This window comes from Endozoicomonas sp. PH6C, from assembly GCF_059322965.1.
On sequence record NZ_CP185342.1, the window covers coordinates 469,027 to 492,176 of the forward strand.

Here is a 23,150-nt window from a genome sequence, read left to right on the forward strand (position 1 = left end):
ATCGTGTCTGGGAAAAAAACGTTCGATCTGGCGAACTTTTTTTATCGGTTCAGGGTCGAAGAGAGCAGTACTCTTTTTATTAATTGGGTACAGATTCTGGTTAAAGCGAAAAAATCGACTAAACCTTATCTTGCCTGGTCATTAAGTTTCTGGAGTCTCATGTGCTGATTGTTGCCGAAACACCCCGACTGATCCTGCGAACCTGGCAAGAAGCTGACTTAAAGCCGTATGCCGATATCATTGGAGCAGCTCACAAAGAACTGCATTACAGTATTCACTCCCCGGCCAGCGAAGCAGAAACCGATCTCTGGCGCTTTCAGATCGAACTTGACCATAAAGGCTGGTCTCGTTGGGCAGTTGTACTAAAAGAGAGTAACAGGCTGATTGGCAACTGTGGATTTTCAGCCTATGGCGATACCATAGAAATGAGCTGGCGATTCAGTCAGGAGTATCGCGGTCGTGGGCTGGTCATCGAAGCGGCTGAAGCTGTGACCGATCTGGGGTTCAAAAGATTGGGCTTCAAGGAAATCATCTCTTTTGCTTCACCCCAAAACGAGTTTGCCCTTGATGTGATCGAGTCACTGGGTATGAGTCTGGCCGGTTATGAGGGATGGTGTAATTTAACGGTTGCCCGGTTTTCTCTGAGTTCGGCAGAAGCTCTCAGTCACTCTCATTAGTCTGAATAGACCATCAAAAAAGTAAACAAACTTCCTCTAAAGCGATACCTTTTCCGTGCGATCATTTAACTTGAGAATAATGACGGGATTGCATTTTATGGTCTATCGATTTGTACACTTTTCTGATCCCCAGTTGGTTCCGGCGGGCATGTTGAATTACGACATTGACCCACAGGCAAGGTTGAAAAACTGTGTCGATACACTTGTGCAGCAAGTGCCGGAATCCAGCGCCTGCATTATTACCGGTGACCTGACACACTGGGGCGAGAAAGAGGCTTATAGAGCCCTGAAAGAAGAGTTGGACAGGTTGCCTTTTCCGGTTTACTGCCTGATGGGCAATCATGATCACAGGCAGAATTTTCTGGATGTTTTTTCGAGTCACCCAAGGCAGCAGGAAGGTTTTATCCAGTTTAAGCTCGAAACAGAAGGGGTCAACCTGATCTGTTTGGATACTCTGGATGACAGAAAGCGCAGCGGGATTCTTTGTGAGCAAAGACTGGCATGGCTTAGAGATGAACTGAAGGCATCAGACAAACCGGTTTGCCTGTTTATGCACCATCCTCCTTTTGAAACGGGGTTGGCGAGTATGGACAGGGACAATCTGATCAACTCAGCAGCACTCTGGTCAGCGATCAAGCCCCATAAGGAACGGATCAGGCATTTGTTCCTGGGGCATTTGCACCGCTCTGTTTCAGGCAGTTGGCAGGGGATCAGCTTTTCATGCCCACCTTCACTGGTACACCAGACACCTTTTGATTTTGATAACCCCAGGCCAGACTCTGTTTCGCCGGAGCCTCCGGTTTATAATCTGGTGGATATTCACCCGGACAGAGTGGTTGTCCACACTCACAATTTTTTGCATGATTTTCCGGCTATTAACAGCAGAACCTGTCAACGTTACCAAAGGCCTGTGGATCCCGAATCATGAACTTTAATGAACCTGCACTGCTGAAAAGCTGGGAAGAACGTTTTGTCGAATACCTGCAAGACAGGGACTGCGATGATGCCTCGCACGACATTTCCCATTTTCAGCGGGTCTGGAAAACCGCTCAACAATTGATGGATGAGGGGCGTTTTGACATTAACCGGCTGGTGGTTCTTGCTGCCTGTTATTTTCACGACATTGTGGTGTTGCCAAAAAACCATCCGGAGCGCTCCAGGGCTTCCACCCTGGCGGCTGAAAAGACCCAAGTCTGCCTGAAATCTCTGGCCTTTCCAGAAGAGCTGACGGCTGCCGTGTGTCATGCAGTAAAAACTCACAGTTATTCCGCTAATATCACTCCTGAAACTCTGGAAGCTGAAGTGGTTCAGGATGCCGACAGGATGGAAGCTTTGGGCGCGATTGGTATTGCCCGCTGTTTTTATACGGGCGGCAAGCTGGGCCAGAAACTGTTCGATCCCGAAGATCCCATGGGGAAAAACAGGGCGCTGAACGATCGTCAATACTCGCTGGACCATTTTGAAATCAAGCTTTTACAGATTCAAAAGACCATGAAAACAGAGCCCGGGCGTAAAATGGCGGCACGTCACAGTGATTTTTTGCAGACCTTCAGAACCCAGCTGTGTAAGGAGCTTTCAGGCGACTACAGCTGAATAAACCCTTGGTTTTTTTGTGTCTTTATACTATTAACCTTTTAGAAATCTACTTATACTTTCCGGCAATCTTGTCGGAGCGCCACAGGCTGAGACCGAATTGCTGTTTTTCGGAATCCGTAGAACCTGCTCAGGTTAACACCTGCGAAGGGAACAAGATGGCCTATCCGGCAAGCTATATCGAAACCGTCATGAACCCAACGTGAAGGATACAGAAACGATGGCTTGCGAGAAAAATGCGTCCGGGTTTGACCGGCAGTTGCTAATGGACGCCTGTCGCCCTTTTCCCAACTCTCAAAAAACCTATGTAACAGGCAGTCGCGAAGACATTCGTGTGGGTATGAGGGAAGTTCGCCTGCACGATACCCCCGAACGTTTTGGTGGCGGCAAGAATGAACCGGTGCGTATTTATGACACTTCGGGCAGTTACACAGAGACCGGCGTTCCTCATGATTTGAATCAGGGCCTGCCTGGTTTGCGCTCACAGTGGATTGAAGAGAGAGCGGATACTGAGCTGCTCGACGATCGCTCCTCGGAATTTGCCCGCTCCCGTCAGTTCGACCTGCGCTTGCAAGATATTCGCTTCAAAGCACTGAGAACGCCACGCAGGGCCAGGGCTGGCCAAAATGTCTCCCAGCTGCATTACGCCAGAAAGGGGATAATTACTCCGGAAATGGAGTTTATTGCGATTCGCGAGAGTATGGGGCGCACTGATGGCTCCCATATCACCCCGGAGTTTGTCAGAAAAGAAGTCGCTGAAGGGCGCGCCATTATTCCCGCCAACATTAATCACCCTGAGTCCGAGCCCATGATTATCGGGCGCAACTTTCTGGTGAAGATCAATGCCAATATTGGCAATTCTGCGGTGACCTCTTCCATTGAAGAAGAAGTTGAAAAGATGCTCTGGTCGGTTCGCTGGGGTGGCGATACGGTGATGGACTTATCCACAGGCAAGAACATCCATGAAACCCGTGAGTGGATAATCAGGAACTCGCCCGTGCCTATCGGCACTGTGCCTATCTATCAGGCTCTGGAAAAGGTCAGGGGCAAGGTGAAAGACCTGAGCTGGGAAGTCATGAAAGACACCATTATTGAGCAGGCAGAGCAGGGTGTGGATTACATGACGATCCATGCCGGTGTCCTCAGGGAACATGTCGCTAAAACCAGAAACAGGGTGACAGGCATTGTTTCCCGGGGCGGAGGTATTCTGGGCCAGTGGGCAGAGATGCATGATGCCGAGAATTTTCTCTACGACAATTTTCGGGAGCTGTGTCAGATCTGTCAGGCCTATGATATCAGCCTGTCTCTGGGGGATGGATTGCGCCCCGGTTCTATCGCCGATGCCAACGATGAAGCGCAATTTGGCGAACTGAAAACCCTTGGGGAACTGACAAAGATTGCCTGGGAATACGATGTTCAGGTCATGATAGAAGGACCGGGTCATGTACCCATGCACCTCATTAAGGAAAACATGGAGATGCAACTGAAGCATTGTCATGAAGCGCCTTTCTATACCCTTGGACCTCTGACTACCGATGTGGCACCCGGCTATGACCATATTACTTCAGGCATTGGTGCTGCCATGATTGGCTGGTATGGCTGCGCCATGCTCTGTTATGTCACACCCAAAGAGCATCTGGGTCTGCCTGACAGAGATGATGTAAAAGCCGGTCTGATTGCTTATAAAATTGCCGCTCATGCTGCTGATTTGGCCAAAGGTCATCCCGGTGCCCAGGTTCGGGATAATGCCCTGTCCAAGGCGCGCTTCGAATTCCGCTGGCTGGATCAGTTTAACCTGGCTCTGGACCCTGATACGGCCAAAGCCTATCACGATCAGACATTACCTCAGGAAGGTGCGAAAGAGTCTGAGTTTTGCTCCATGTGCGGACCCGATTTCTGCCCTATGCGCATGACCCAGGACGTGCGTGAACTGGAAGAAACTGCCTGAAAATAAACTTCGGGAGTCAGTCCTCTGGCTGACTCTCTGTCGCCTGTCGAATAAGTGACGTAACCACAGCTTGCTAAGCTTTTGGGAATGTTTAGCTGTGCCAATGACAAGGAGGTCATAGTGGTTCCTTTTTCTCCTCTATCATTTCTTGATTTCTATAAATCCAATAAAGACGTTCAAGGCAAATATCCCATTCTTGATAATGGTCGCTTGTCATCGGAAAAAGTCGGCTGGGTTCTGGGGCCGTCTGATAAGTACAATGCCTTTTGTCGCTCCGTAAGCATTTATTACCAGCGACACAATGAACTCATGGATAAGCCAGAGCTGGTGGGCGTTAGTCGTGAAGTACGGACGGCCACCGGGGCCAGAACCCCGCTGTTAAAAAGAGATGTATCCATCACAGATCCGGCTACGCCAAGAAAGGCCAGTGTCTGGAATGATGAATGTGTAGCCTTAAACCAGGCCAGTCTGACCGTTCTGCATGAGGCTGAGGTTGAGCTGGTTCAGCTACTCCTGAAAAAAGCACCAGACAATGAAATAGTGGCAGCCGTCGAAAACCTGATCTCAAAGTTCTGTTTGACCACTAAAGCCCGAGACAAAGATGACTGGGAATCTCATTTAAAGGACTTTATGGAATCCGAGAAAGTCGATATCCGGATTCAATGTGCGAAACATCGGGCTCCTGATGAAGAGAAGCCTTATAGGGTTACATTACTTCAATCAACAACGGATACAACTCGCAAAAATGTGTTCACTTCCCGGCATACTGGCGATCTGGACCAATATTTTTACGTCATGGATCAGGCTATTGATTATTTCAAGACAAACCCTCCCAGAGAGCTTCGGTTTACCAGACGGGAGCGGGCGAATGCCCGCCGTAGTGATGCACTTGATACTCAGCGCCTGTCTGCGATTACTCCGCCGCAAATCAGAGAGAAGCTGGTTCACAGGGCATGTCAGATATTTGTGGATATTCTCGGAGACAGACAATACAGTTTGACCGTTCAGGATATGAAACAGGCTTATCGGGATAAAGTGATGACCGATGAAATGGTCAATGCCTGCCTGGATAATATGAAATTTAATGATCCTCTGCTCAACGAATTGGGGCGCACGGTCAATGAGGGTAAGTTCCTGTACGGCGTTCTCCCCGCAGAAGATGTTCAGGCAGCTTCAGAGGCTGCTTCAAAGACCGTAGAGGACGACAACGCAATACCTGTGTTTACCAGCCTTGAGAAATTCTATAGCTACCTGAGACAGTCTTCTGCAAAGCCCCATGACATCAGTGACGAGCTGGACGACGATTATAGGCAAATGGGTTTTAGCCCATTGGGTGAGGAGTTTGTTGGCCCTCAGCAACCAGCAACCAGGGAACAGCTGGAAGCCTTTAAAAAAGCCAGGGCATTCAACCCGGATATAAAGGATGCAGACCTTGCAGTGGCTATTCATCTTTTAAATACCGATGAGAGGCTGGCCCGGGGAGTTTTGAACAGAAGCCCTCGTCAGCAGGACTACATCCGTGAGTTTTCCGGGAAAATTGTGGTAACAGCCAAAAAGGTGATTGCAACAACGGATGGAGCGTCTGTTGTTCCGCAGACAGTCACGACACCGCCTCCTGTTCCTGAAAAACAGCCAGAAGCTTCTGCCGCGAATGCTATGCCCTCTGAGCAGTCTTCATGGCAGTTGCCGGAAATGGACGACGCTCAACAACAATTCCTGACCATGAAAGCTCAGTGGGATCGTATACAGCCATCCGGCCAGCAACCCGACCGGGTTGTCAGTGGCCGGTTTAATCAGCATAGGGTTCATGCAGTTTCTTTTGAGGATGCTGTGCGCAATCTGGAAGCAGAACGTCGAAAGATGCTCATTGATGTGCAACATATGGAGGCAGAAGCATTTAACCAGATTAAGGAAGACCTGGACCGTGGTTATAACCGTTCCAAAATTGGTCTTGAATACCAGTATGGACGGATTGATAAGGATGAAGCCATACGACAGATAGAGGCTGGAACTTTTGGCGCTGATAGAGTCAATCGCCTCACCGAGCTGGATAAAATGACGATCCACAGGCAGACCCTGATTTCAGCCGATGAAGAAGTTGAATTTGAACTCCTCAATAACGTTGTATCCGAACTCTATAAAAGACAGGCAGCGGGTGATTCAAACTGTCAGGGCTTTGCCAACTCTCTGGAGCATTTTGCCAGAGGCAAGGGGTATAACCAGGTCCATGCCATTTCAACGCCAATAGAGATTCCTTTTGATAACAGTGAGACGACGCCTATTGTGGGTTGGGCCCAGATCGACGGTATTGAAGAAAAACAGCATCACCATCAATTTCAGAATCATGTCGGTGAGTTTTTCGAAGCCATCAAAAAAGGTCAGCAGAGACAGCCCGGTGCCGCCAAAAGGCCATTAGCCGAGGCGTTTGATAGTGACCGGTATGTTGTCCTGAAATCAGGCGAAAGCGGTGGTGCCGGTCATTACACCTTTCTGCAAAGACTGAAGTCATCCGGGCGATTTATCGTAGTGGACGCACAAAACCGCCAGATGTTCCCTGTGTTTAATCCCGATGGAACACTGACGGATGAAGCCAGGAATTACTTCAAAAGTGTCTCCGTCCAGGCCTACTCTCCAGAGTTTGTGAGTGATGAGCAATATGACAGGGAGATTGACAGCACCAACCTTTGTCTGGCCAGTGATCGAAATTATGGCCATCTGATAGGCGTATTTGAGCAGCTGGATAAGGTGCCTGAACAGTGGCAGGTCAGTATTGAAGCAGCTGCTGACTGGTTATCCAGCCATGTCAATGGGGCGCCTGCCAGGACTGAAATTATCAAAGGTCTGGAGAGAGCTCCGGGACGTGAGCTGTGGCCTTCTTTGTGGGATGGCACCTACCAGCTGAGAAGACCCGCTGAAGTCGAACCTTTGAAGCATCGTTTTGATGCCTTCGATCCAAACAAAGGGCGAGAGTCGTGCCGTGATCTGATAAAGAATCTGGTGCTTCTGTCACCTGAGCAAAGAAGCAGTCGTCGTACGGCTTATGAGGCATTTCAACAGCTCAGAGGCAGATATATACAGATTGATCAGGCAATGAGGGATGTTCAGGAAACCAACTTTAATGCAGCTTTTCCAACAGAACGGGAGTGGAATGAGTATTGTGGTCCCGATGTCGATATGAGGCTAGAGACTAATATCGACAAGGCTGAGCAACAGGTGATTAATGCTCAACCGATAAGTAAGTCGGCTGCAATGAAACAACTAATGGACGACTTATGCAAGTTATCTCCCGCTGCATCACAAAGTCGAAAGCAGGCTGCCAGAGAATTGGTACAGATTCGACCTGAACTCCAATTGAGTCCAGCGGAGGTAGAAGCGAATCTATCCAGATGTTTCTCTGAAGCGGGTTGGGATTTCCTCTGGGGGGGATTGAACCTCAAACGCAGCCAGCTGGTCTCTCTGCAGATGAAAATGGACCAGGCGCAAGTTTCCAGAGCAGAAGACATGAAAGCATTGATGCATGAGATGTTGAGGCTTTCTGATCCTGCTGCCAATAACATAGAGCTTGCTTCGCAGGAACTGGCCCAGATACGACCCGATTTAGGTCTTGATCCTCTGGAGATTGAAAGAAACCTGAAACAGGCATTCCCGAATAATGACTGGAAAACAGAAAACCGCGCTCTCAGGGGGAGGGCTAAAGAAGTCAAAGATGATATCAAGCTGAATTTGATGGGCCGGGGACGTCAGGTCATGACCTGGGGGCAGAATGAGCTGCCAGCTGCTCAGGCAGTCACGGTTCCACCTGCGGAGGTCACAGTATCTGAAGCAGCGAGTGCTTTACCAGAAGCTCTGAAAGTCCGTGAGTCAGTTAGAGTGCCGAAATCACAAGACATTAGGGAAGTGCTGGCACATATCAAGCCCGGTGAACCGGTCCTGGTCTGTTTCGATTTGGATGAGACGCTCATCGCCAAAGATTTAGTGGCCGAGGGTCGTAAAGAGAGACGTCTGGTCAATCCTGATACGGCCACAATCATTCAGGATATCCGAACAAAGGCGGGTCCGGGCAATGCCAGAATTATTCTGCTTACTGCCAATGACGAAGACTCTTTGAGAGAAAAACTTGAGAAAACACAACTCGACAGAAATCTGTTTGATGATGCAATCACGGTCAAAATCCAAACGGGGCCACTGAAAACCAAGGAGCAGGGCTTGCATCACTACCTCGACAAATCCGGGCATCCGGCACAACACATCGTCATGGTGGACGACTTGCAGGACATGCTGAAGTCTGTTGAAAAAGCCGCTGATGACCGAGGCATACCCTATACGACATTCCACTTCTATGGCGCTAAACCGATGATTTACAGGGTGGACTTTGCTGCCATCCGGGAAATGTTCACGTCTGGAGATGGAAGAGGTCCTGATATCAGTTTTGAGCGATTTATCGAGCTGCAGGAGCTAGCTGATGATAACGGTTGGAATTCTGGTGATTTGACAGCGATCTATATCAACGAATCGCCTTCAATGAGAGATATGATTGATGCGGAGAGAGAGTTCAACCCTGATTTTAATTGGCGAGACTATAAATTACCAAGAGGCTATCAGCCTCCTGCGCATTTGGGGAAACCTGTGATTAACTATCAATAATCAGATTATCCGGGACCAGGTTTGGATAAGAGACTCAGTCTGGGCCTTGTTGCCCAGATTAATTCTCAAGCCTGCTTTGCCACTTTCATCGGCCTTTGGTCGAACCAGTATATGGTGAGCCCGGAGATGTCTTTCGATCTCATCCGGGTTGTTTGGGAATGTCCAGATAAAGTTGGCGACACTGGGCCAGTAATCAATCCCTTTACTGTTCAGAAAATCTTCAAACATGGGTTTGGAGACTTCCATCACTTCTTTAACATACTGTTCGGTATAGCCAGGTTTGGAAAGCGCTGCATCTATCGCAACCACTGCCAGCTGATTAACGTCGTACGGGCCGCGAACATTCAGCAGTGCTCGTATATTCTCACTATTACTGATGACATAACCAAGTCGAACAGAAGGTAAGCCCCAGGTTTTTGAGAAGGTGCGGGTAATCAGCAGATTGGGGTACTGTTCAACGACATCTGCCACTGTTTTCTGCGTGTATTCAAAATAGCATTCATCCACAAGAATGGCGGCGTTGGGGGCAGCGGCTGCAATTTCAAGAATGTCTTCCCTGGCCACAATAGTGCCGCTTGGGTTGTTGGGATTGGAAATCACTATAAGCCGGGTTTTATCGGAAATAGCATCAAGCACAGCCTGTTTGGGAAAGCCACTGTCTTTGGAATACGCAGGCTCAATAATATTGAGGTTTTCTACCCTGGCCACCTGCTGATACATGGCGAATGAGGGGCGGGGAATAATGGCTTCTTCACCTTCACGGCAGGCTGAGCGGATGATCAGTTCGATACCCTGGTCGGAGCCGTTGGTGATCATCAGCTGATCAGTATCAACATGGCAGTATCGGGCAATCTTTGCAGCAATGTTCCCATAAGATGGATAGCACTGCAGGCGATCAGCCTGAATGAAATCAATCATGGCCTCTTTTACTGAAGGGCAGACGGGCAGGGTACGTTCATTAAAGTCCAGCAGCAGGTGGTCATGAGGGTCCCGGCCTTCCAGAGGGGGGGTGTAGGCTCCCATTTGGACAATGTGGGATTTGAAAATACTCATGACAAACGGTCCTGCTTGTTCTTCCAGAGCGCAAGTATATTCAGAGTGTGTCGGGCAAGCCAAGGAAAATAACAGGAGCAGTCGGCGGCAGGCCGAATAACATGAGTCTGCTGTTTGTTTTCTGGAAGGTCGGATCAAGCCAAAAGACAAACCATGACAGAGGCTGAATTGGCCAGATGGTTTTCCAAAAACATCATTGCACTAACATGCCCTGAAGAACCGCAGCTAGTAATGCGATTAGCGAAAGGGCTGTAAGCGTCGAAGAATTACCCATTTCGGTGCCACTTTTTATTCTGGTTACCGGGTTGGGTTCTGTACAGTTTTCAGTTGTAGCGGCCTCTGTCGTATTGACTGCTGTTGTAACCGCTTCAGTTGTGCTGGTTTGAGTTGTAGGTGCTCTTACACCATCGACCCTGTACATCGCGATCTCTGTTCTACCGACTGACAGCCATTTACCGTCGGGGCTGAATGCAAGAGCGTTTGCTGGCAACGGTGACTTTACTTTCGGCAGTCTGTCAATTAACCGGTAGGATAACGGTGTGATTCTATAAATATTCACATATCCATTTATATCCCCAACCAGCAGTTGGGTACCCTTTCGGTTGAAGGCAATGCTAGCTACCCGCGTCGGTGCGGTAAAGGTTTGCAGAGGGTTGTCAGGGTGCGTCCCGTTTAAAAGCGTGATCTTTTTTAGATCATCCGCGGTTGCCAGCAGGGTGCCGTCGGGGTTGTAGGCAAAAGCCAGTATCCTGGCGCCCGAAATAAAGACGTTTTTCAGGTGGATATACGGGCTGATCCCGCTGTAAATTCTTAGCCAATTGTTGCGGTCGACGACTGCCAGCGGGTCGTTGACGGGGTGGAAGTGAGCGTCTTGTATATAGCTTCTTGCCTGGGGGAAGATTTTCACGAAGTTGAACAGATTTGTGCTGTTTTTAAGATAAAGCCTCACATTTGTATCTTTCCCCCCCGCTGCCAGCAGGGTGCCGTTGGAGTTAAAGGTAACAACTTCTATATCGTTTTGCCCTTCGGTCAGGGTATCCAGGAGTGTGAACGGGCTCAGCCCTTCAAAAACTTTGACCGTATTATCATCCCCTCCGGTGACCAGCCGAGTGCCGTCGGGACTGAAAGTAACGCTTTCTACCCATTCTGTTGCTGGCACGGAACGCAGGAGTCTGGGGTTTCCTGAACTTATATCAAAGATGAGCAGGGTTCCTGTAACACCGCAGTAGCTATGGCCGCTACCTATCCCTACAGCTATGAGCGTACTGTTTTTATTCCATGCAATACTCAAAGCCCTGTTGGGTCCACAAGGTGTCGGTGGGATGGCAGTGGGCGTTGAAGTAGGTATTGCCTGTGGTTGGTTCGGATCTATGTCAATTACATGGAATAATTGAGGAGGTATTTCTGTTGGCCCAATCAAGCGCGACGTTTGAGCCTGTATACAGCTTAGCGGCAGTGAGATAATCAGACTTGTAATAGCCAGATGCTTCCAAAAGTTCATTACCTTTCTCCAGAGTTCCGGCTTTGAATAATTCGGACCGTTTCCTGAGCCGGTGTGGCCATGATAAAAAACACTGAAAATAGCGAGATGAGACTGCTTCAGAACCGGGCAGCGCTTCCGGGCTTCTGGAAGAAAAATCCGCTGCTCATCCAGAATTGGAAAAAAGAGTATATGGGTTGATCGTTCAGGATTGAGTATAAGCCGGGTCTTGGTGAAAGAACACCAGAAACATCTCGGCAATATCATTCCTTGAATGTCTGGATGATTTGAGCAGCAGGAATGAAGCGCATATTATTTGTTCTCAGTTGTTGGGAGTGGTTGATGGATAAATTACTGGGCTTGTTGGCGGACGGGCAGTTTCATTCTGGTGAAGATCTGGGTGAGCAGCTTGGGATCAGTCGGGCCGCTGTCTGGAAAAAACTGAAAGCGATTGAAGAGCTTGGCCTGGCAGTGGATTCTGTGCGAGGTAAAGGTTACCGCCTCGGCAGTGGTATTGAGCTTCTTGATAAGAAAAAGATTGAGAGCACTATAGATATAGGTGTTCGAAATAAATCTGAAGTCCATACCTGCTTTATTGCGGAATCAACCAATGACCTTGTTCGTAACCTGGGGCCGGTTCCTGCCGGAGTCACTCGTTTTTGTCTGGCAGAGTATCAAGCAAAAGGGCGGGGGCGACGGGGTCGAGTATGGAGCAGTCCTTTTGGGTCAACAATAAGCTTGTCTGCCCTTTGGCAGAATGGTGAGGGAACGGCTTCGCTGGAGGGGCTCAGTCTTGCGGTAGGTCTGGCCGTTGTGAAAGCACTGGAAACATTGGGAGCCGGAGAATTAAAGCTTAAATGGCCCAACGACGTTCTCTGGCAGGGTAAAAAACTCTGTGGTGTGTTACTGGAAGTCCATGGAGATCCCACGGGTGAGTGTGAAGTGGTGATCGGAATAGGCATTAATGTCCGTTTAAGTGATGAGCAGCTGGAGTCAGTGGGTCAGCCGGCTGTTGATCTTTTCCGGGTGTGTGGCAAGACGGTGAGCCGAAATGCGGTCGCAGGACAGTTAATCAATACCCTGACTCATTTGCTCGATGGATTTGGACAAGGTGGCTTCAGGCTGTTCAGAGAGCAATGGTGCGAATACGATGCCTATCGTGGCAAGGAAGTTGCATTAATGGCTTCGAACCGATCCGTAACAGGGCGTTATATGGGAGTGGATGATCAGGGCGGGCTGCTGCTCGAGACAGTTTCTGGTCTTCATGTTTTTAATGGTGGAGAAGTGTCATTTCGTCAATCATGAATGAGATCATCGATAGACAGTTGCAGCTGGATGCCGGAAATACCCGACTTAAATGGCGTCTGATGGCCGGTGGTGCTTCCGTTCAATCGGGCTTCATTCATAATGATGCTGACTGGCAGATTATCTTGTCCCTGCTTCTGGAAGAGTTGGGAACTCTTGACTCCATTGCTATTTCAATAGTCTCAGGGAACGCAAGATTAGAGCAGTTAGTGCGCATTTTGTCAGAAGCTACCGGCGTGGAGCCATTTATTGCTAAAACCCGAAAAAGCTTTGCTGGTCTTACAGTTATCTATAAAGAAGTAGAAAGGTTGGGTGTAGATCGGTGGCTGGCCATGCTGGCGGCACATGCTCATTCTCTGCACAATACTAAAATCGTTGTCAGTTGTGGTACAGCTATTACAGTGGATGTGATTGATGGTCACGGAAACCATCAGGGAGGATTCATTGTTCCGGGTATCCGCTTGATGAAAAAAGCTCTGGCCGTCAATACGGCCAATCTCGATAACATTGAGCATCCTGCAGAAGCAACAGCATTGGGAACCGTCACTTCAGAATGTATTAACCATGGTGTTCTGGCTATGGCAGTATCTTTCATTCATGAGACCTGTCTTAAATGGCCGGGCGCCCGTTTGTTTCTGACCGGCGGCGATGCTTCTTTGTTGCAAACTCACATAAAGGAAGAAATAGAGCAGGTGCTGATTGAAGAGCTGGTTCTGGATGGACTCTCGATTGCCTTTGAAAGACAATAATGTTTTTTAATCACCCAGATTTAAAATTAATGGGAAGTCATACTGTTTATAAAAGCTGTTTATAGAAGCTATTTATAGAGTTTAACTTCCAAAATTCGGTTTTTAGTATGCGCTGGATCGTCCTGGTACTTCTCTTTGCCAATGCCGGCTATTTTGTCTGGGGCTATTATCATCAGTCCCATAAGCCCTACCGGGCTGTAAACGTAGGTGACGAAGTTTCTGTGCAGGCAGGTAAAAGATTGATGCTGCTCTCCGAGGTAGCATCAGAACTCCCTGTGCAAACGCGGGAGAAAAAAACGACAAAGAAAGTCGCTGAAGCCCAGTGTCTTGTAGTGGGGCCTTTTGAATCCTCTGCAAAAGCAGACCATCTGCAGCAGAAACTCTTTTCTCTGGGTATTTCGAGCAGGGAGCGTTCTGACAACGAGGCAGTACTTGCTGACTACTGGGTGCATATTCCTCCCCGAAGTAATCGGCAGTCGGCAATAAGGTTGTTAAGAGAGTTGCAGGGGCAGGGAATAGACAGTTTTGTGATTACCCAGGGTGAGCTGGCTAATGGCATATCTCTGGGGTTATTCAGCAAGGAAGTTTCGGCGAATGAAGTCAGTCGTCGTGTACAAGAGGCGGGTTATGAACCCGCTATTAAAAAGCTACCCCGTGAGCCTGAAACATTCTGGCTGGAGATGACAGATTCAGAAGCAAAGAAGTTAAGCGTCGGTTTCTGGGAGAGGCAGGCTGACGAATACAATGATCTGAAAATGCTGGAAAAAAACTGCAAAAGCGTTGCATCCGACGATTCGATTCACTAATATACGCCTGCGCTTCAGGGCGGCTAGACAAGACAAGCTTTCTGCATAGTTGGCAGGGAACGGGCTTGACATTGAAATGCTCCTGAATAGAATGGCGCAGCACTTGGTGGGGTTCCCGAGCGGCCAAAGGGATCAGACTGTAAATCTGACGCGAAAGCTTCGCTGGTTCGAATCCAGCCCCCACCACCAGATTTCTAAGTCTTCTTTCTTGTAAGTTGGCTTGATAAGTGGGCATACTGCATGATGTAGGTCCTGCTTTGCGGGTATAGTTCAATGGTAGAACCTCAGCCTTCCAAGCTGATGATGCGGGTTCGATCCCCGCTACCCGCTCCATTAATTCTGATTTAAGTGCTCTTGTAGCTCAGTTGGTAGAGCGCACCCTTGGTAAGGGTGAGGTCGGCAGTTCAAATCTGCTCAAGAGCTCCATATGGTGTAAAGGGGGGTGGATTCCTCCTGTTGGTTGCCTCTGTTTATGAGGTTTAAAAAAGAATAAGACTTTTCAGCTTGATTGGGGTCGATTATAATTGATCGGTCCTTGTATCGGGGTAGGTATCACAAGACTGCTCAAAGATACAGGCCAGTAGTTCAATTGGTAGAGCACCGGTCTCCAAAACCGGGGGTTGGGGGTTCGATTCCCTCCTGGCCTGCCATTTCTATATTATGTCAGTATAATTTCTGGCAAAGCTTTTCCGAATAGAGATAGTCAACCGATGAGTGGAAAACCTGAAGTAGCACCTAAAGGACGACTGGATGGCCTCATGTGGGCCCTTGTTGCGGTTCTGCTGGCCGCTGGTGTTGGTGGGAATGTTTACTTTGGTGAGTATTCTGTTCTCTACAGGGCGCTGGCTTTGGTGGCCTTGGCTGCAGTGGCCGGGTTTGTTGCGCTTCAAACTGTAAAAGGTGATGCTTTTTGGACGCTGGTCAAGGAAGCTAAGGTTGAGATTCGCAAAGTAGTCTGGCCGACTCGTCAGGAAACTGTTCAGACCACGCTGATTGTTGTAGCTGTGGTTGTAATTATGGGGCTCATTTTGTGGGCGCTTGATTCTCTGCTAGGCTGGATTATCAGCAGCCTGATTGGATAGGGATAAATAATGGCGAAACGTTGGTATGTGGTTCATGCCTACTCCGGCTACGAAAAGCAGGTGATGCGTTCGCTGATTGAGCGCGTAAAGCTTCACGGTATGGAGGATCTCTTTGGTGAGATTTTGGTGCCTACCGAAGAAGTGGTTGAAATCAGAAACGGTCAGAAGCGTAAAAGTGAGCGTAAATTCTTCCCTGGATATGTATTAGTCCAGATGGAAATGAACGAAGATAGCTGGCATCTTATTAAAGATACCCCTCGGGTCATGGGTTTTATTGGTGGTACGGCGGACAAGCCTGCACCAATCACCGAAAAAGAGGCGGATGCCATACTGCAGCGTGTTCAGGAAGGTGTTGAGAAACCACGTCCCAAGACGCTGTTTGAACCTGGTGAGATGGTTAGAGTCATTGATGGGCCGTTTGCGGACTTCAATGGTGTGGTGGAAGAAGTGAACTACGAGAAGAGCCGTCTGCATGTTGCGGTAATGATCTTTGGTCGCTCTACACCGGTTGAGCTGGAGTTTGTCCAGGTTGAAAAAGTTTGATCAGCCTTGAGCGGGTCTTGAGGCATAACAGACTTTAAAAAATTCAAGACCCTGTGCTGCGTAAGTAGTGCAGGGTTTTTATCTGAAGGGCGCAAGCCCTGAACGGGTAGCTGAGGCAGTCTGGTGGAAGCCGAAAGTGACTGTTAAAGCGAAGACCCACTATTGAGGTTGATATGGCTAAAAAAGTCGAAGCTTACATCAAACTGCAGGTGCCTGCAGGTAAAGCTAATCCTTCACCACCTGTAGGTCCTGCTCTGGGTCAACACGGCGTGAACATCATGGAGTTTTGTAAGGCGTTCAACGCAAAGACTCAAGAGATGGATGCTGGTATGCCGATTCCGGTAATAATTACCGTATACGGCGATCGAAGCTTCACCTTTGAGACCAAGACTCCGCCTGCATCTGTCCTGCTGAAGAAAGTTCTGAAATTGAAGAAAGGCTCCGGTCGCCCTAACACTGAAAAAGTGGGTACTGCTACTCGTGAGCAGCTTCTGGAAGTGGCCAAGATCAAAGAGCCTGATCTGACTGCAGCAGACGAGGACGCGGCAATTCGCACCATTGCTGGTTCTGCTCGTTCCATGGGTGTCAACGTGGAGGGTGTGGAATAATGGCTAAGATGACCAAGCGCGCCAAGATGATAGCTGAGAAGGTTGTAGCTGAAAAGGCATACTCCTTCGAAGAAGCTGCTAACGTCCTGAAGGAAGTATCCAGCGTTAAGTTCAAAGAATCCGTTGAGATTTCTGTAAATCTGGGTGTGGATCCTCGTAAATCCGATCAGGTAGTTCGTGGTTCTACCGTTCTGCCTGCAGGAACTGGTAAAGACGTTCGTGTTGCTGTATTCACACAGGGCGCTAACGCTGAAGCAGCTAAAGAAGCCGGTGCTGACATCGTTGGTATGGATGATCTGGCTGCTCAGGTCAAAGCGGGCGAAATGAACTTTGACGTAGTTATTGCTTCTCCGGATGCGATGCGCGTTGTAGGTCAGCTTGGCCAGATTCTGGGTCCGCGCGGCCTGATGCCTAACCCGAAAGTGGGTACTGTTACTCCAAATGTTGCTGAAGCGGTTAAAAACGCCAAGGCCGGTCAGGTACGTTTCCGTACTGACAAGAACGGTATTATCCATGCGGGCATCGGTAAGATCGATTTTGAAGCGGGCTCCCTTCAAGAGAACGCTGAAGCACTGCTGGCTGAATTGAAGAAGCTGAAGCCTTCTTCCAGTAAGGGTGTTTACATGAAGAAAGTCACTCTGTCCTCTACCATGGGCCCGGGTCTGACTATCGACATGAGCTCCCTGAATATCTAATATTCACAGCTTTGCTGAAAACAGCCCGGAGCTGAGACTCGGCCCTGAGCTGGTTAACGAATAGTGGAAAGCTGCAGGCAGGATATCTGCAGTATCCGAAAGACTTTGGGGTCTCCGGTTTTCGGAGGCCGTCAAAGATCGTAGGTGTGAAGATCTGTGCCTGTTAAATCAGGGTTGGGCCAGGAGGCCTGACAAAAAGATCGACGCTTAATTTCCTGCGTAGACGGTGAGCAATACAAAAGACTGTTTCAGTATTTTGTTATTAACCCTTCACCGTATTGTAACTGCCCGGTTACTCAGTGGCTGAATAGCCGGGTGTTAACTTCATAATTTGGAGTAAAGCCAATGGCGTTAGGACTCGAAGACAAGAAGGCGATTGTCGCCGAAGTCAGCGAGGCTGCACAAAGCGCTCTGTCGGCTGTAATCGCGGACTACCGTGGTCTCACGGTTGACCAGATGACTCAACTGCGTAAGCAGGCTCGTGAAGGTAACGTATACCTGAAGGTTGTACGTAATACCTTGGCCAGGCGCGCTGTTGAAGGTACTGATTTTGAGTGCCTGCAAGACTCTCTGGTTGGTCCAACTGTGCTGGCCTTCTCTCAGGAAGATCCGGGCGCTGCTGCGCGTCTGATTAAGGACTTCGCTAAAGAGAACGATGCTCTGGAAGTTAAGGCTCTGTCCATCTCTGGACAGCTTCTGGGAGCAGAACAGATTGATGTTCTGGCCAAGATGCCTACTCTGGATCAGGCTCGCGCGATGCTGATGAGTGTAATGATTGCACCTGTAACCAAGCTGGCCAGAACTCTGAACGAGTTCCCAAGCAGCATTACACGTGTAATGGCAGCTGTTGCCGACGAGAAAAAGAAAGCCGCCTAAGCCTCTTGGCAGGCATTAAAGCCCTTAGTGCGTGGGAGGCCTTTAATCCGGGTGCTCTCCATGTGGCTGATTTTTTCTCTTATTTAATGAATTCCGGGGTTTTACCCCAAAAAAGATTTTTGGAGACATACAATGGCTCTGTCTAAAGAAGATATCCTGAATGCAATCGCTGAAATGTCCGTAATGGACGTTGTTGAGCTGGTTGAAGCTATGGAAGAGAAGTTCGGCGTTTCTGCTGCTGCTGCAGTTGCTGCTGCCCCTGCTGCTGCTGGCGACGCTGGCGCTGCGGCTGCCGAACAGACTGAATTCGACGTAATTCTGACTGCTGCTGGCGACAAGAAAGTAAACGTAATTAAGGTTGTTCGCGGCGCGACTGGCTTGGGTCTGAAAGAAGCTAAAGCTGTTGTAGATGGCGCTCCTGCTCCTCTGAAAGAAGGCGTGAGCAAGGAAGAAGCTGAAGACCTGAAGAAGCAGCTGGAAGAAGCTGGCGCTTCCGTAGAAGTTAAGTAATTCTACGACAGCGTTGAAATATCCAGAGCCTATTGCATAATAGACTCAGGTGGCTGGTGCCTTTATGGCACCGGCCTTTTTCCGTTGTATGAGCTATATCGTTCCATGCTGGATGGCAGTGTTCGATGGCTTATTAAATTGATGGGATTCAGATCGGTATTGGCACAGGCTGAACTGTGTGTTACCGCCGAAGTGAACCTCCATCAATCTGAGAAAGTTGCAGTGTCATTGGCAGAGTGGGAGCCTTACCGGAAATCGACAGCTCGGATCATGATCCGTTGGAGCGCAATTTCCGGTCAGATTCTCAGAATGAAAGCCCTGCTTTCATTCTGGACGCTAAAGCTCATGCAACGGTAACGGTTGAAATCACCGTTTTTTAATTGGGTATCAAAAGGGGGCCACCCGCCCTCAATAAACCTAGATGGCCAGGCCAGACGGTCTGAAGCCAGAACCAGGTGACCAAGCTGGGGAACGCTGATGGCATACTCGTATACAGAGAAAAAACGCATCCGCAAAGACTTCGGCAAACTGCCGCATGTCATGAATGTGCCCTATCTTCTGGCTATTCAGCTTGATTCTTATCACAAGCTGCTGCAGTCCGGAAAAGAGCCGACCGCACGTGAAGACATTGGTCTTCATGCTGCATTCAAATCCGTATTTCCAATCGTAAGCTACTCTGGAAATGCGGCGCTGGAATACGTGAGCTACAGGCTCGGTACTCCTGCGTTTGATGTCAAGGAATGTCAACTTCGAGGTGTAACTTACGCAGTACCTCTGCGGGTGAAAGTGCGCCTTATCATTTATGACAAAGACTCTGCCAACAAGGCAATCAAAGATATCAAGGAACAGGAAGTTTACATGGGCGAAATTCCGCTCATGACTGAGAACGGTACCTTTGTAATCAATGGTACTGAGCGTGTTATCGTATCTCAGCTTCATCGTTCTCCTGGTGTATTCTTTGACCACGATCGTGGTAAAACACACTCTTCAGGCAAGCTGCTATACTCCGCCCGTGTTATTCCTTACCGTGGCTCATGGCTGGACTTCGAGTTCGATCCCAAGGACATGCTTTACGTGCGTATCGACCGTCGTCGCAAGCTGCCTGCTACGATCCTTCTGCGTGCTCTGGGCATGAGTAATGAAGAGATCCTGAACTACTTCTTCGATACTGTAGATTTCAGCATCGGTGCTGAAAGTGTCAGTACCGAGTTTGCCGCCGAGCGTCTGCGTGGTGAAGCTGCAAGCTTTGATATTAAAGACGGTGAAGGCAATGTTCTGGTTGAACAGGGGCGTCGTGTTACTGCACGTCACATCCGTCAGCTGAAAAAAGCCAATATTGAACAGCTGGAAGCTCCCGTTGAGTACATTTACGGAAAAGTCCTGGCCAAAACCGTTATAGATTCCGCGACCGGTGAGATCATTGTTGATTGCAACACTGAAATTACCCTGGAAGTATACGAAAAGCTGCTGGCAGCTGGTATCAAGCAGGTTGAAACCCTGTACATCAATGAACTGGATTGCGGTTCATATATTTCCGATACGCTGCGCAGTGACACTACTACAAACCGTCTGGAAGCTCTGGTAGAAATCTACCGCATGATGCGTCCTGGCGAGCCACCCACTCAAGAAGCAGCAGAAACCCTGTTTGGTAACCTGTTCTTCTCTGCAGAGCGTTATGACCTCTCAGCTGTAGGTCGTATGAAATTCAATCGTCGTCTGGGTCGTGAAGAAGACATCGGTTCCGGTGTTCTGGACAACACCGACATTGTTGATGTTCTGAAGACGTTGGTAGACATCCGAAATGGTCAGGGTATCTGTGACGATATTGACCATCTGGGTAACCGTCGCGTCCGTTCTGTGGGTGAAATGGCTGAAAACCAGTTCCGTGTCGGCCTGGTTCGTGTTGAGCGTGCCGTTAAGGAACGTCTGAGTCTGGCAGAGTCTGAAGGCCTGATGCCTCAGGATCTGATTAACGCCAAGCCTGTTGCAGCGGCTATCAAGGAATTCTTCGGCTCCAGCCAGCTGTCCCAGTTTATGGATCAGAACAACCCGCTGTCCGAGGTGACTCACAAGCGTCGTGTATCAGCACTCGGCCCGGGTGGTTTGACCCGTGAGCGTGCCGGCTTTGAAGTTCGGGACGTACACCCGACTCACTACGGTCGTGTATGCCCTATTGAAACGCCTGAAGGTCCGAACATCGGTCTGATCAACTCTCTGGCGACCTATGCCCGTACTAACGATTATGGTTTCCTGGAGTCTCCTTACCGCAAGGTAGTAGATGGCAAGGTAACTGATGATATTGATTACCTCTCTGCCATCGAAGAAGGTGAGTATGTTATTGCTCAGGCTTCTGCGAAAATGGACGACAGTAATAACCTGACTGAAGAGCTGGTTAACGTTCGTCACCGTAACGAATTTACTCTGATGGGTCCTGAAAAAGTCCAGTACATGGACGTTTCGACCAAGCAGGTGGTATCCGTTGCGGCATCCCTTATTCCATTCCTCGAGCACGACGATGCTAACCGTGCTTTGATGGGATCGAACATGCAACGTCAGGCCGTTCCAACCCTGCGTGCCGACAAGCCTCTGGTAGGTACTGGCATGGAGCGTAACGTGGCTTCTGACTCCGGTGTTTGCGTTGTTGCCCAGCGTGGCGGTGTGATTGATACCGTTGACGCTGCCAAGATCGTTGTTCGTGTCAACAACGACGAGTTGCAACCAGGTGAGGCCGGTGTCGATATCTACAACCTGACCAAGTATACCCGTTCTAACCAGAATACCTGTATTAACCAGCGTTCTCTGGTTCGTGCCGGTGAAACCATCGCTCGTGGTGATATTCTGGCTGACGGCCCATCTGTAGACATGGGTGAGCTGGCTCTGGGTCAGAACATGCGCGTAGCCTTCATGCCATGGAACGGTTACAACTTTGAGGACTCGATCCTTATTTCCGAGCGCGTTGTACAGGAAGACCGCTTCACCACGATCCATATTCAGGAACTGACCTGTGTGGCTCGTGACACCAAGCTGGGACCGGAAGAAATTACTTCTGATATTCCTAATGTCGGTGAGTCTGCACTGAACAAACTGGATGAAGCTGGTATTGTTCATGTTGGTGCTGAAGTGGGTGCCGGTGACATTCTGGTCGGTAAGGTAACTCCTAAAGGCGAAACCCAGCTGACTCCGGAAGAAAAACTGCTGCGTGCGATCTTCGGTGAGAAGGCTTCCGACGTTAAAGATACTTCCTTGCGTGTGCCAACTTCTGTTAAGGGTACCGTCATCGACGTACAGGTATTCACCCGTGACGGCGTTGAAAAAGACAGTCGTGCCCAGGGCATCGAAAAGGCGGCTCTGGACGAATACCGCAAGGACTTGAACGAAGAGTTCCGTATCGTTGAAGAAGATACCTTCGATCGTCTGCGTGAAGCTCTGCGTGGTCAGCCTGTCGACCGTGGTCCTGGCCTGAGCAAGGGCAACACCATCACTGACGAATTCCTGAATGATCTGGAACACGAACAGTGGTTCCGTCTGTCCATGTCTGACGAGGCCCTGAACGAACAGCTGGATCTGGCTAAAGAACAGCTGAAAGAACGTCGTGCACAGCTCGACGAGCGCTTCGAAGACAAGAAGAAAAAGCTGCAGACCGGTGATGACATGGCGCCTGGCGTCCTGAAAATTGTCAAGGTTTATCTGGCTATCAAGCGTCGCATTCAGCCAGGTGACAAAATGGCGGGTCGTCACGGTAACAAGGGGGTTATCTCCATCATCATGCCTGTCGAGGACATGCCCTATGATGAAGAAGGTAATCCGGTTGATATCGTACTTAACCCGCTGGGTGTACCGTCTCGGATGAACGTAGGGCAGGTTCTGGAAACTCACTTGGGAGCTGCGGCTCGTGGTCTGGGTCACAAGATCAACCGCATGATCGAGTCTCAGAAGAAAGTCGCTGAAATCCGTGAATTCCTGGATCAGGTCTATAACGGAGTGGGTGGCGGACGTGTTGAGGAGTTGGACAAGTTCACTGACGAAGAAGTCATGGAACTGGCCAACAACCTGCGCGGCGGTGTACCGATGGCTACTTCAGTATTTGATGGAGCCAAAGAGTCTGAAGTTAAGGAACTGCTGCGTCTGGCAGACCTGAGCGACACGGGACAGGTAAAATTGCACGACGGCCGTACTGGCGATGCCTTTGACCGTCCTGTCACTGTGGGCTACATGTACATGCTGAAGCTCAACCACTTGGTTGATGATAAAATGCACGCACGTTCTACAGGCTCCTACTCTCTGGTTACCCAGCAACCGCTGGGTGGTAAGGCCCAGTTCGGTGGTCAGCGTTTCGGTGAGATGGAGGTATGGGCACTGGAAGCCTACGGTGCTGCCTACACCCTGCAGGAAATGCTGACTGTTAAGTCTGATGATGTGACCGGGCGTACCAAGATGTATAAAAACATTGTCGATGGTGATCATCGAATGGAAGCCGGGATGCCCGAATCCTTCAACGTACTGTTGAAAGAGATTCGCTCTCTGGGTATCGACATTGAGCTGGACACCGAATAACGAATACGTGAAATCCGCCGGTCAGGC

At 49.3% G+C, this 23,150-nt stretch carries 18 protein-coding genes, 4 tRNA genes and 1 riboswitch; of the genes, 20 read left to right on the plus strand and 2 right to left on the minus strand.

The genetic code is table 11. The features are described from left to right. Positions 1–161 precede the first annotated feature (161 nt). The 5 genes from ACOMG9_RS01800 (at position 162) to ACOMG9_RS01820 (ending at position 8,862) form a co-directional block, all read left to right on the plus strand. Positions 162–677, plus strand: a complete 516-nt coding sequence (locus tag ACOMG9_RS01800; RefSeq protein ID WP_448215553.1) for a GNAT family N-acetyltransferase — start codon at positions 162–164, stop codon at positions 675–677. Between the two features lie 97 nt (positions 678–774). Then, complete coding sequence (locus tag ACOMG9_RS01805) at positions 775–1,605, plus strand: phosphodiesterase (protein WP_422136652.1); 831 nt, start codon at positions 775–777, stop codon at positions 1,603–1,605. Beyond that, a complete protein-coding gene (locus tag ACOMG9_RS01810) occupies positions 1,602–2,270 on the plus strand; it encodes a phosphohydrolase (protein WP_422411806.1) in 669 nt (222 codons plus the stop codon). Before ACOMG9_RS01805 ends, ACOMG9_RS01810 begins: the two co-directional genes overlap by 4 nt. Before the next feature lie 65 nt (positions 2,271–2,335). Continuing rightward, positions 2,336–2,440: riboswitch (TPP riboswitch) on the plus strand. A gap of 50 nt (positions 2,441–2,490) precedes the next feature. Continuing rightward, positions 2,491–4,218: a phosphomethylpyrimidine synthase ThiC gene (gene thiC / locus ACOMG9_RS01815; protein ID WP_494529695.1), complete on the plus strand. Its 1,728-nt coding sequence runs from the start codon at positions 2,491–2,493 to the stop codon at positions 4,216–4,218. Positions 4,219–4,338: 120 nt separating this feature from the next. Further along, entirely contained in the window at positions 4,339–8,862 is a 4,524-nt protein-coding gene (locus tag ACOMG9_RS01820; protein ID WP_494529696.1) for an HAD family hydrolase, read from the plus strand. Here the strand turns inward: ACOMG9_RS01820 and ACOMG9_RS01825 are convergent, their stop codons facing one another. Together ACOMG9_RS01825 and ACOMG9_RS01830 are read right to left on the minus strand one after the other, a co-directional pair. Further along, the gene (locus ACOMG9_RS01825; RefSeq protein ID WP_494529697.1) at positions 8,863–9,915 is read right to left on the minus strand and encodes a pyridoxal phosphate-dependent aminotransferase; all 1,053 of its coding nucleotides are present in this window, start codon (positions 9,913–9,915) and stop codon (positions 8,863–8,865) included. A gap of 193 nt (positions 9,916–10,108) precedes the next feature. After that, positions 10,109–11,206, minus strand: coding sequence for a WD40 repeat domain-containing protein (locus ACOMG9_RS01830; RefSeq protein ID WP_494529698.1), 1,098 nt, complete (start codon positions 11,204–11,206; stop codon positions 10,109–10,111). A gap of 531 nt (positions 11,207–11,737) precedes the next feature. On the opposite strand from ACOMG9_RS01830, the gene birA reads away from it, so the two are divergent. The 15 genes from birA (at position 11,738) to rpoB (ending at position 23,123) form a co-directional block, all read left to right on the plus strand. After that, on the plus strand, positions 11,738–12,700 hold the full coding sequence (birA, locus tag ACOMG9_RS01835; RefSeq protein WP_448215558.1) for a bifunctional biotin--[acetyl-CoA-carboxylase] ligase/biotin operon repressor BirA: 963 nt from the start codon (positions 11,738–11,740) through the stop codon (positions 12,698–12,700). After that, positions 12,697–13,449 carry a type III pantothenate kinase gene (locus ACOMG9_RS01840; RefSeq protein ID WP_494529699.1) on the plus strand — a complete coding sequence of 251 codons (753 nt, stop codon included), beginning with the start codon at positions 12,697–12,699 and terminating at the stop codon, positions 13,447–13,449. Before birA ends, ACOMG9_RS01840 begins: the two co-directional genes overlap by 4 nt. A gap of 107 nt (positions 13,450–13,556) precedes the next feature. Next, complete coding sequence (locus ACOMG9_RS01845) at positions 13,557–14,255, plus strand: SPOR domain-containing protein (RefSeq protein WP_448215560.1); 699 nt, start codon at positions 13,557–13,559, stop codon at positions 14,253–14,255. Between the two features lie 105 nt (positions 14,256–14,360). After that, positions 14,361–14,444, plus strand: a tRNA-Tyr gene (locus ACOMG9_RS01850). A gap of 70 nt (positions 14,445–14,514) precedes the next feature. Then, positions 14,515–14,588, plus strand: a tRNA-Gly gene (locus ACOMG9_RS01855). A gap of 17 nt (positions 14,589–14,605) precedes the next feature. Continuing rightward, positions 14,606–14,681, plus strand: a tRNA-Thr gene (locus ACOMG9_RS01860). A gap of 148 nt (positions 14,682–14,829) precedes the next feature. Then, positions 14,830–14,905, plus strand: a tRNA-Trp gene (locus ACOMG9_RS01865). A 60-nt stretch (positions 14,906–14,965) separates the two neighbouring features. Further along, positions 14,966–15,337 (plus strand): preprotein translocase subunit SecE, encoded by a 372-nt coding sequence (gene secE, locus ACOMG9_RS01870; RefSeq protein ID WP_448215561.1) that lies wholly within the window; start codon positions 14,966–14,968, stop codon positions 15,335–15,337. Between the two features lie 9 nt (positions 15,338–15,346). Next, positions 15,347–15,880: a transcription termination/antitermination protein NusG gene (gene nusG, locus ACOMG9_RS01875; protein ID WP_317143703.1), complete on the plus strand. Its 534-nt coding sequence runs from the start codon at positions 15,347–15,349 to the stop codon at positions 15,878–15,880. Positions 15,881–16,053: 173 nt separating this feature from the next. Beyond that, a complete protein-coding gene (gene rplK / locus ACOMG9_RS01880; protein WP_252177357.1) occupies positions 16,054–16,488 on the plus strand; it encodes a 50S ribosomal protein L11 in 435 nt (144 codons plus the stop codon). Next, a complete protein-coding gene (gene rplA / locus ACOMG9_RS01885; RefSeq protein ID WP_422136663.1) occupies positions 16,488–17,183 on the plus strand; it encodes a 50S ribosomal protein L1 in 696 nt (231 codons plus the stop codon). Before rplK ends, rplA begins: the two co-directional genes overlap by 1 nt. Before the next feature lie 345 nt (positions 17,184–17,528). Next, positions 17,529–18,059, plus strand: a complete 531-nt coding sequence (gene rplJ, locus ACOMG9_RS01890) for a 50S ribosomal protein L10 (RefSeq protein WP_317143700.1) — start codon at positions 17,529–17,531, stop codon at positions 18,057–18,059. A 132-nt stretch (positions 18,060–18,191) separates the two neighbouring features. Then, positions 18,192–18,569, plus strand: a complete 378-nt coding sequence (rplL, locus tag ACOMG9_RS01895) for a 50S ribosomal protein L7/L12 (protein ID WP_422136664.1) — start codon at positions 18,192–18,194, stop codon at positions 18,567–18,569. Positions 18,570–18,653: 84 nt separating this feature from the next. Continuing rightward, positions 18,654–18,926, plus strand: coding sequence for a hypothetical protein (locus tag ACOMG9_RS01900; RefSeq protein WP_494529700.1), 273 nt, complete (start codon positions 18,654–18,656; stop codon positions 18,924–18,926). A gap of 120 nt (positions 18,927–19,046) precedes the next feature. Beyond that, on the plus strand, positions 19,047–23,123 hold the full coding sequence (gene rpoB, locus ACOMG9_RS01905; protein WP_422136665.1) for a DNA-directed RNA polymerase subunit beta: 4,077 nt from the start codon (positions 19,047–19,049) through the stop codon (positions 23,121–23,123). The last annotated feature ends 27 nt before the right edge of the window (positions 23,124–23,150 follow it).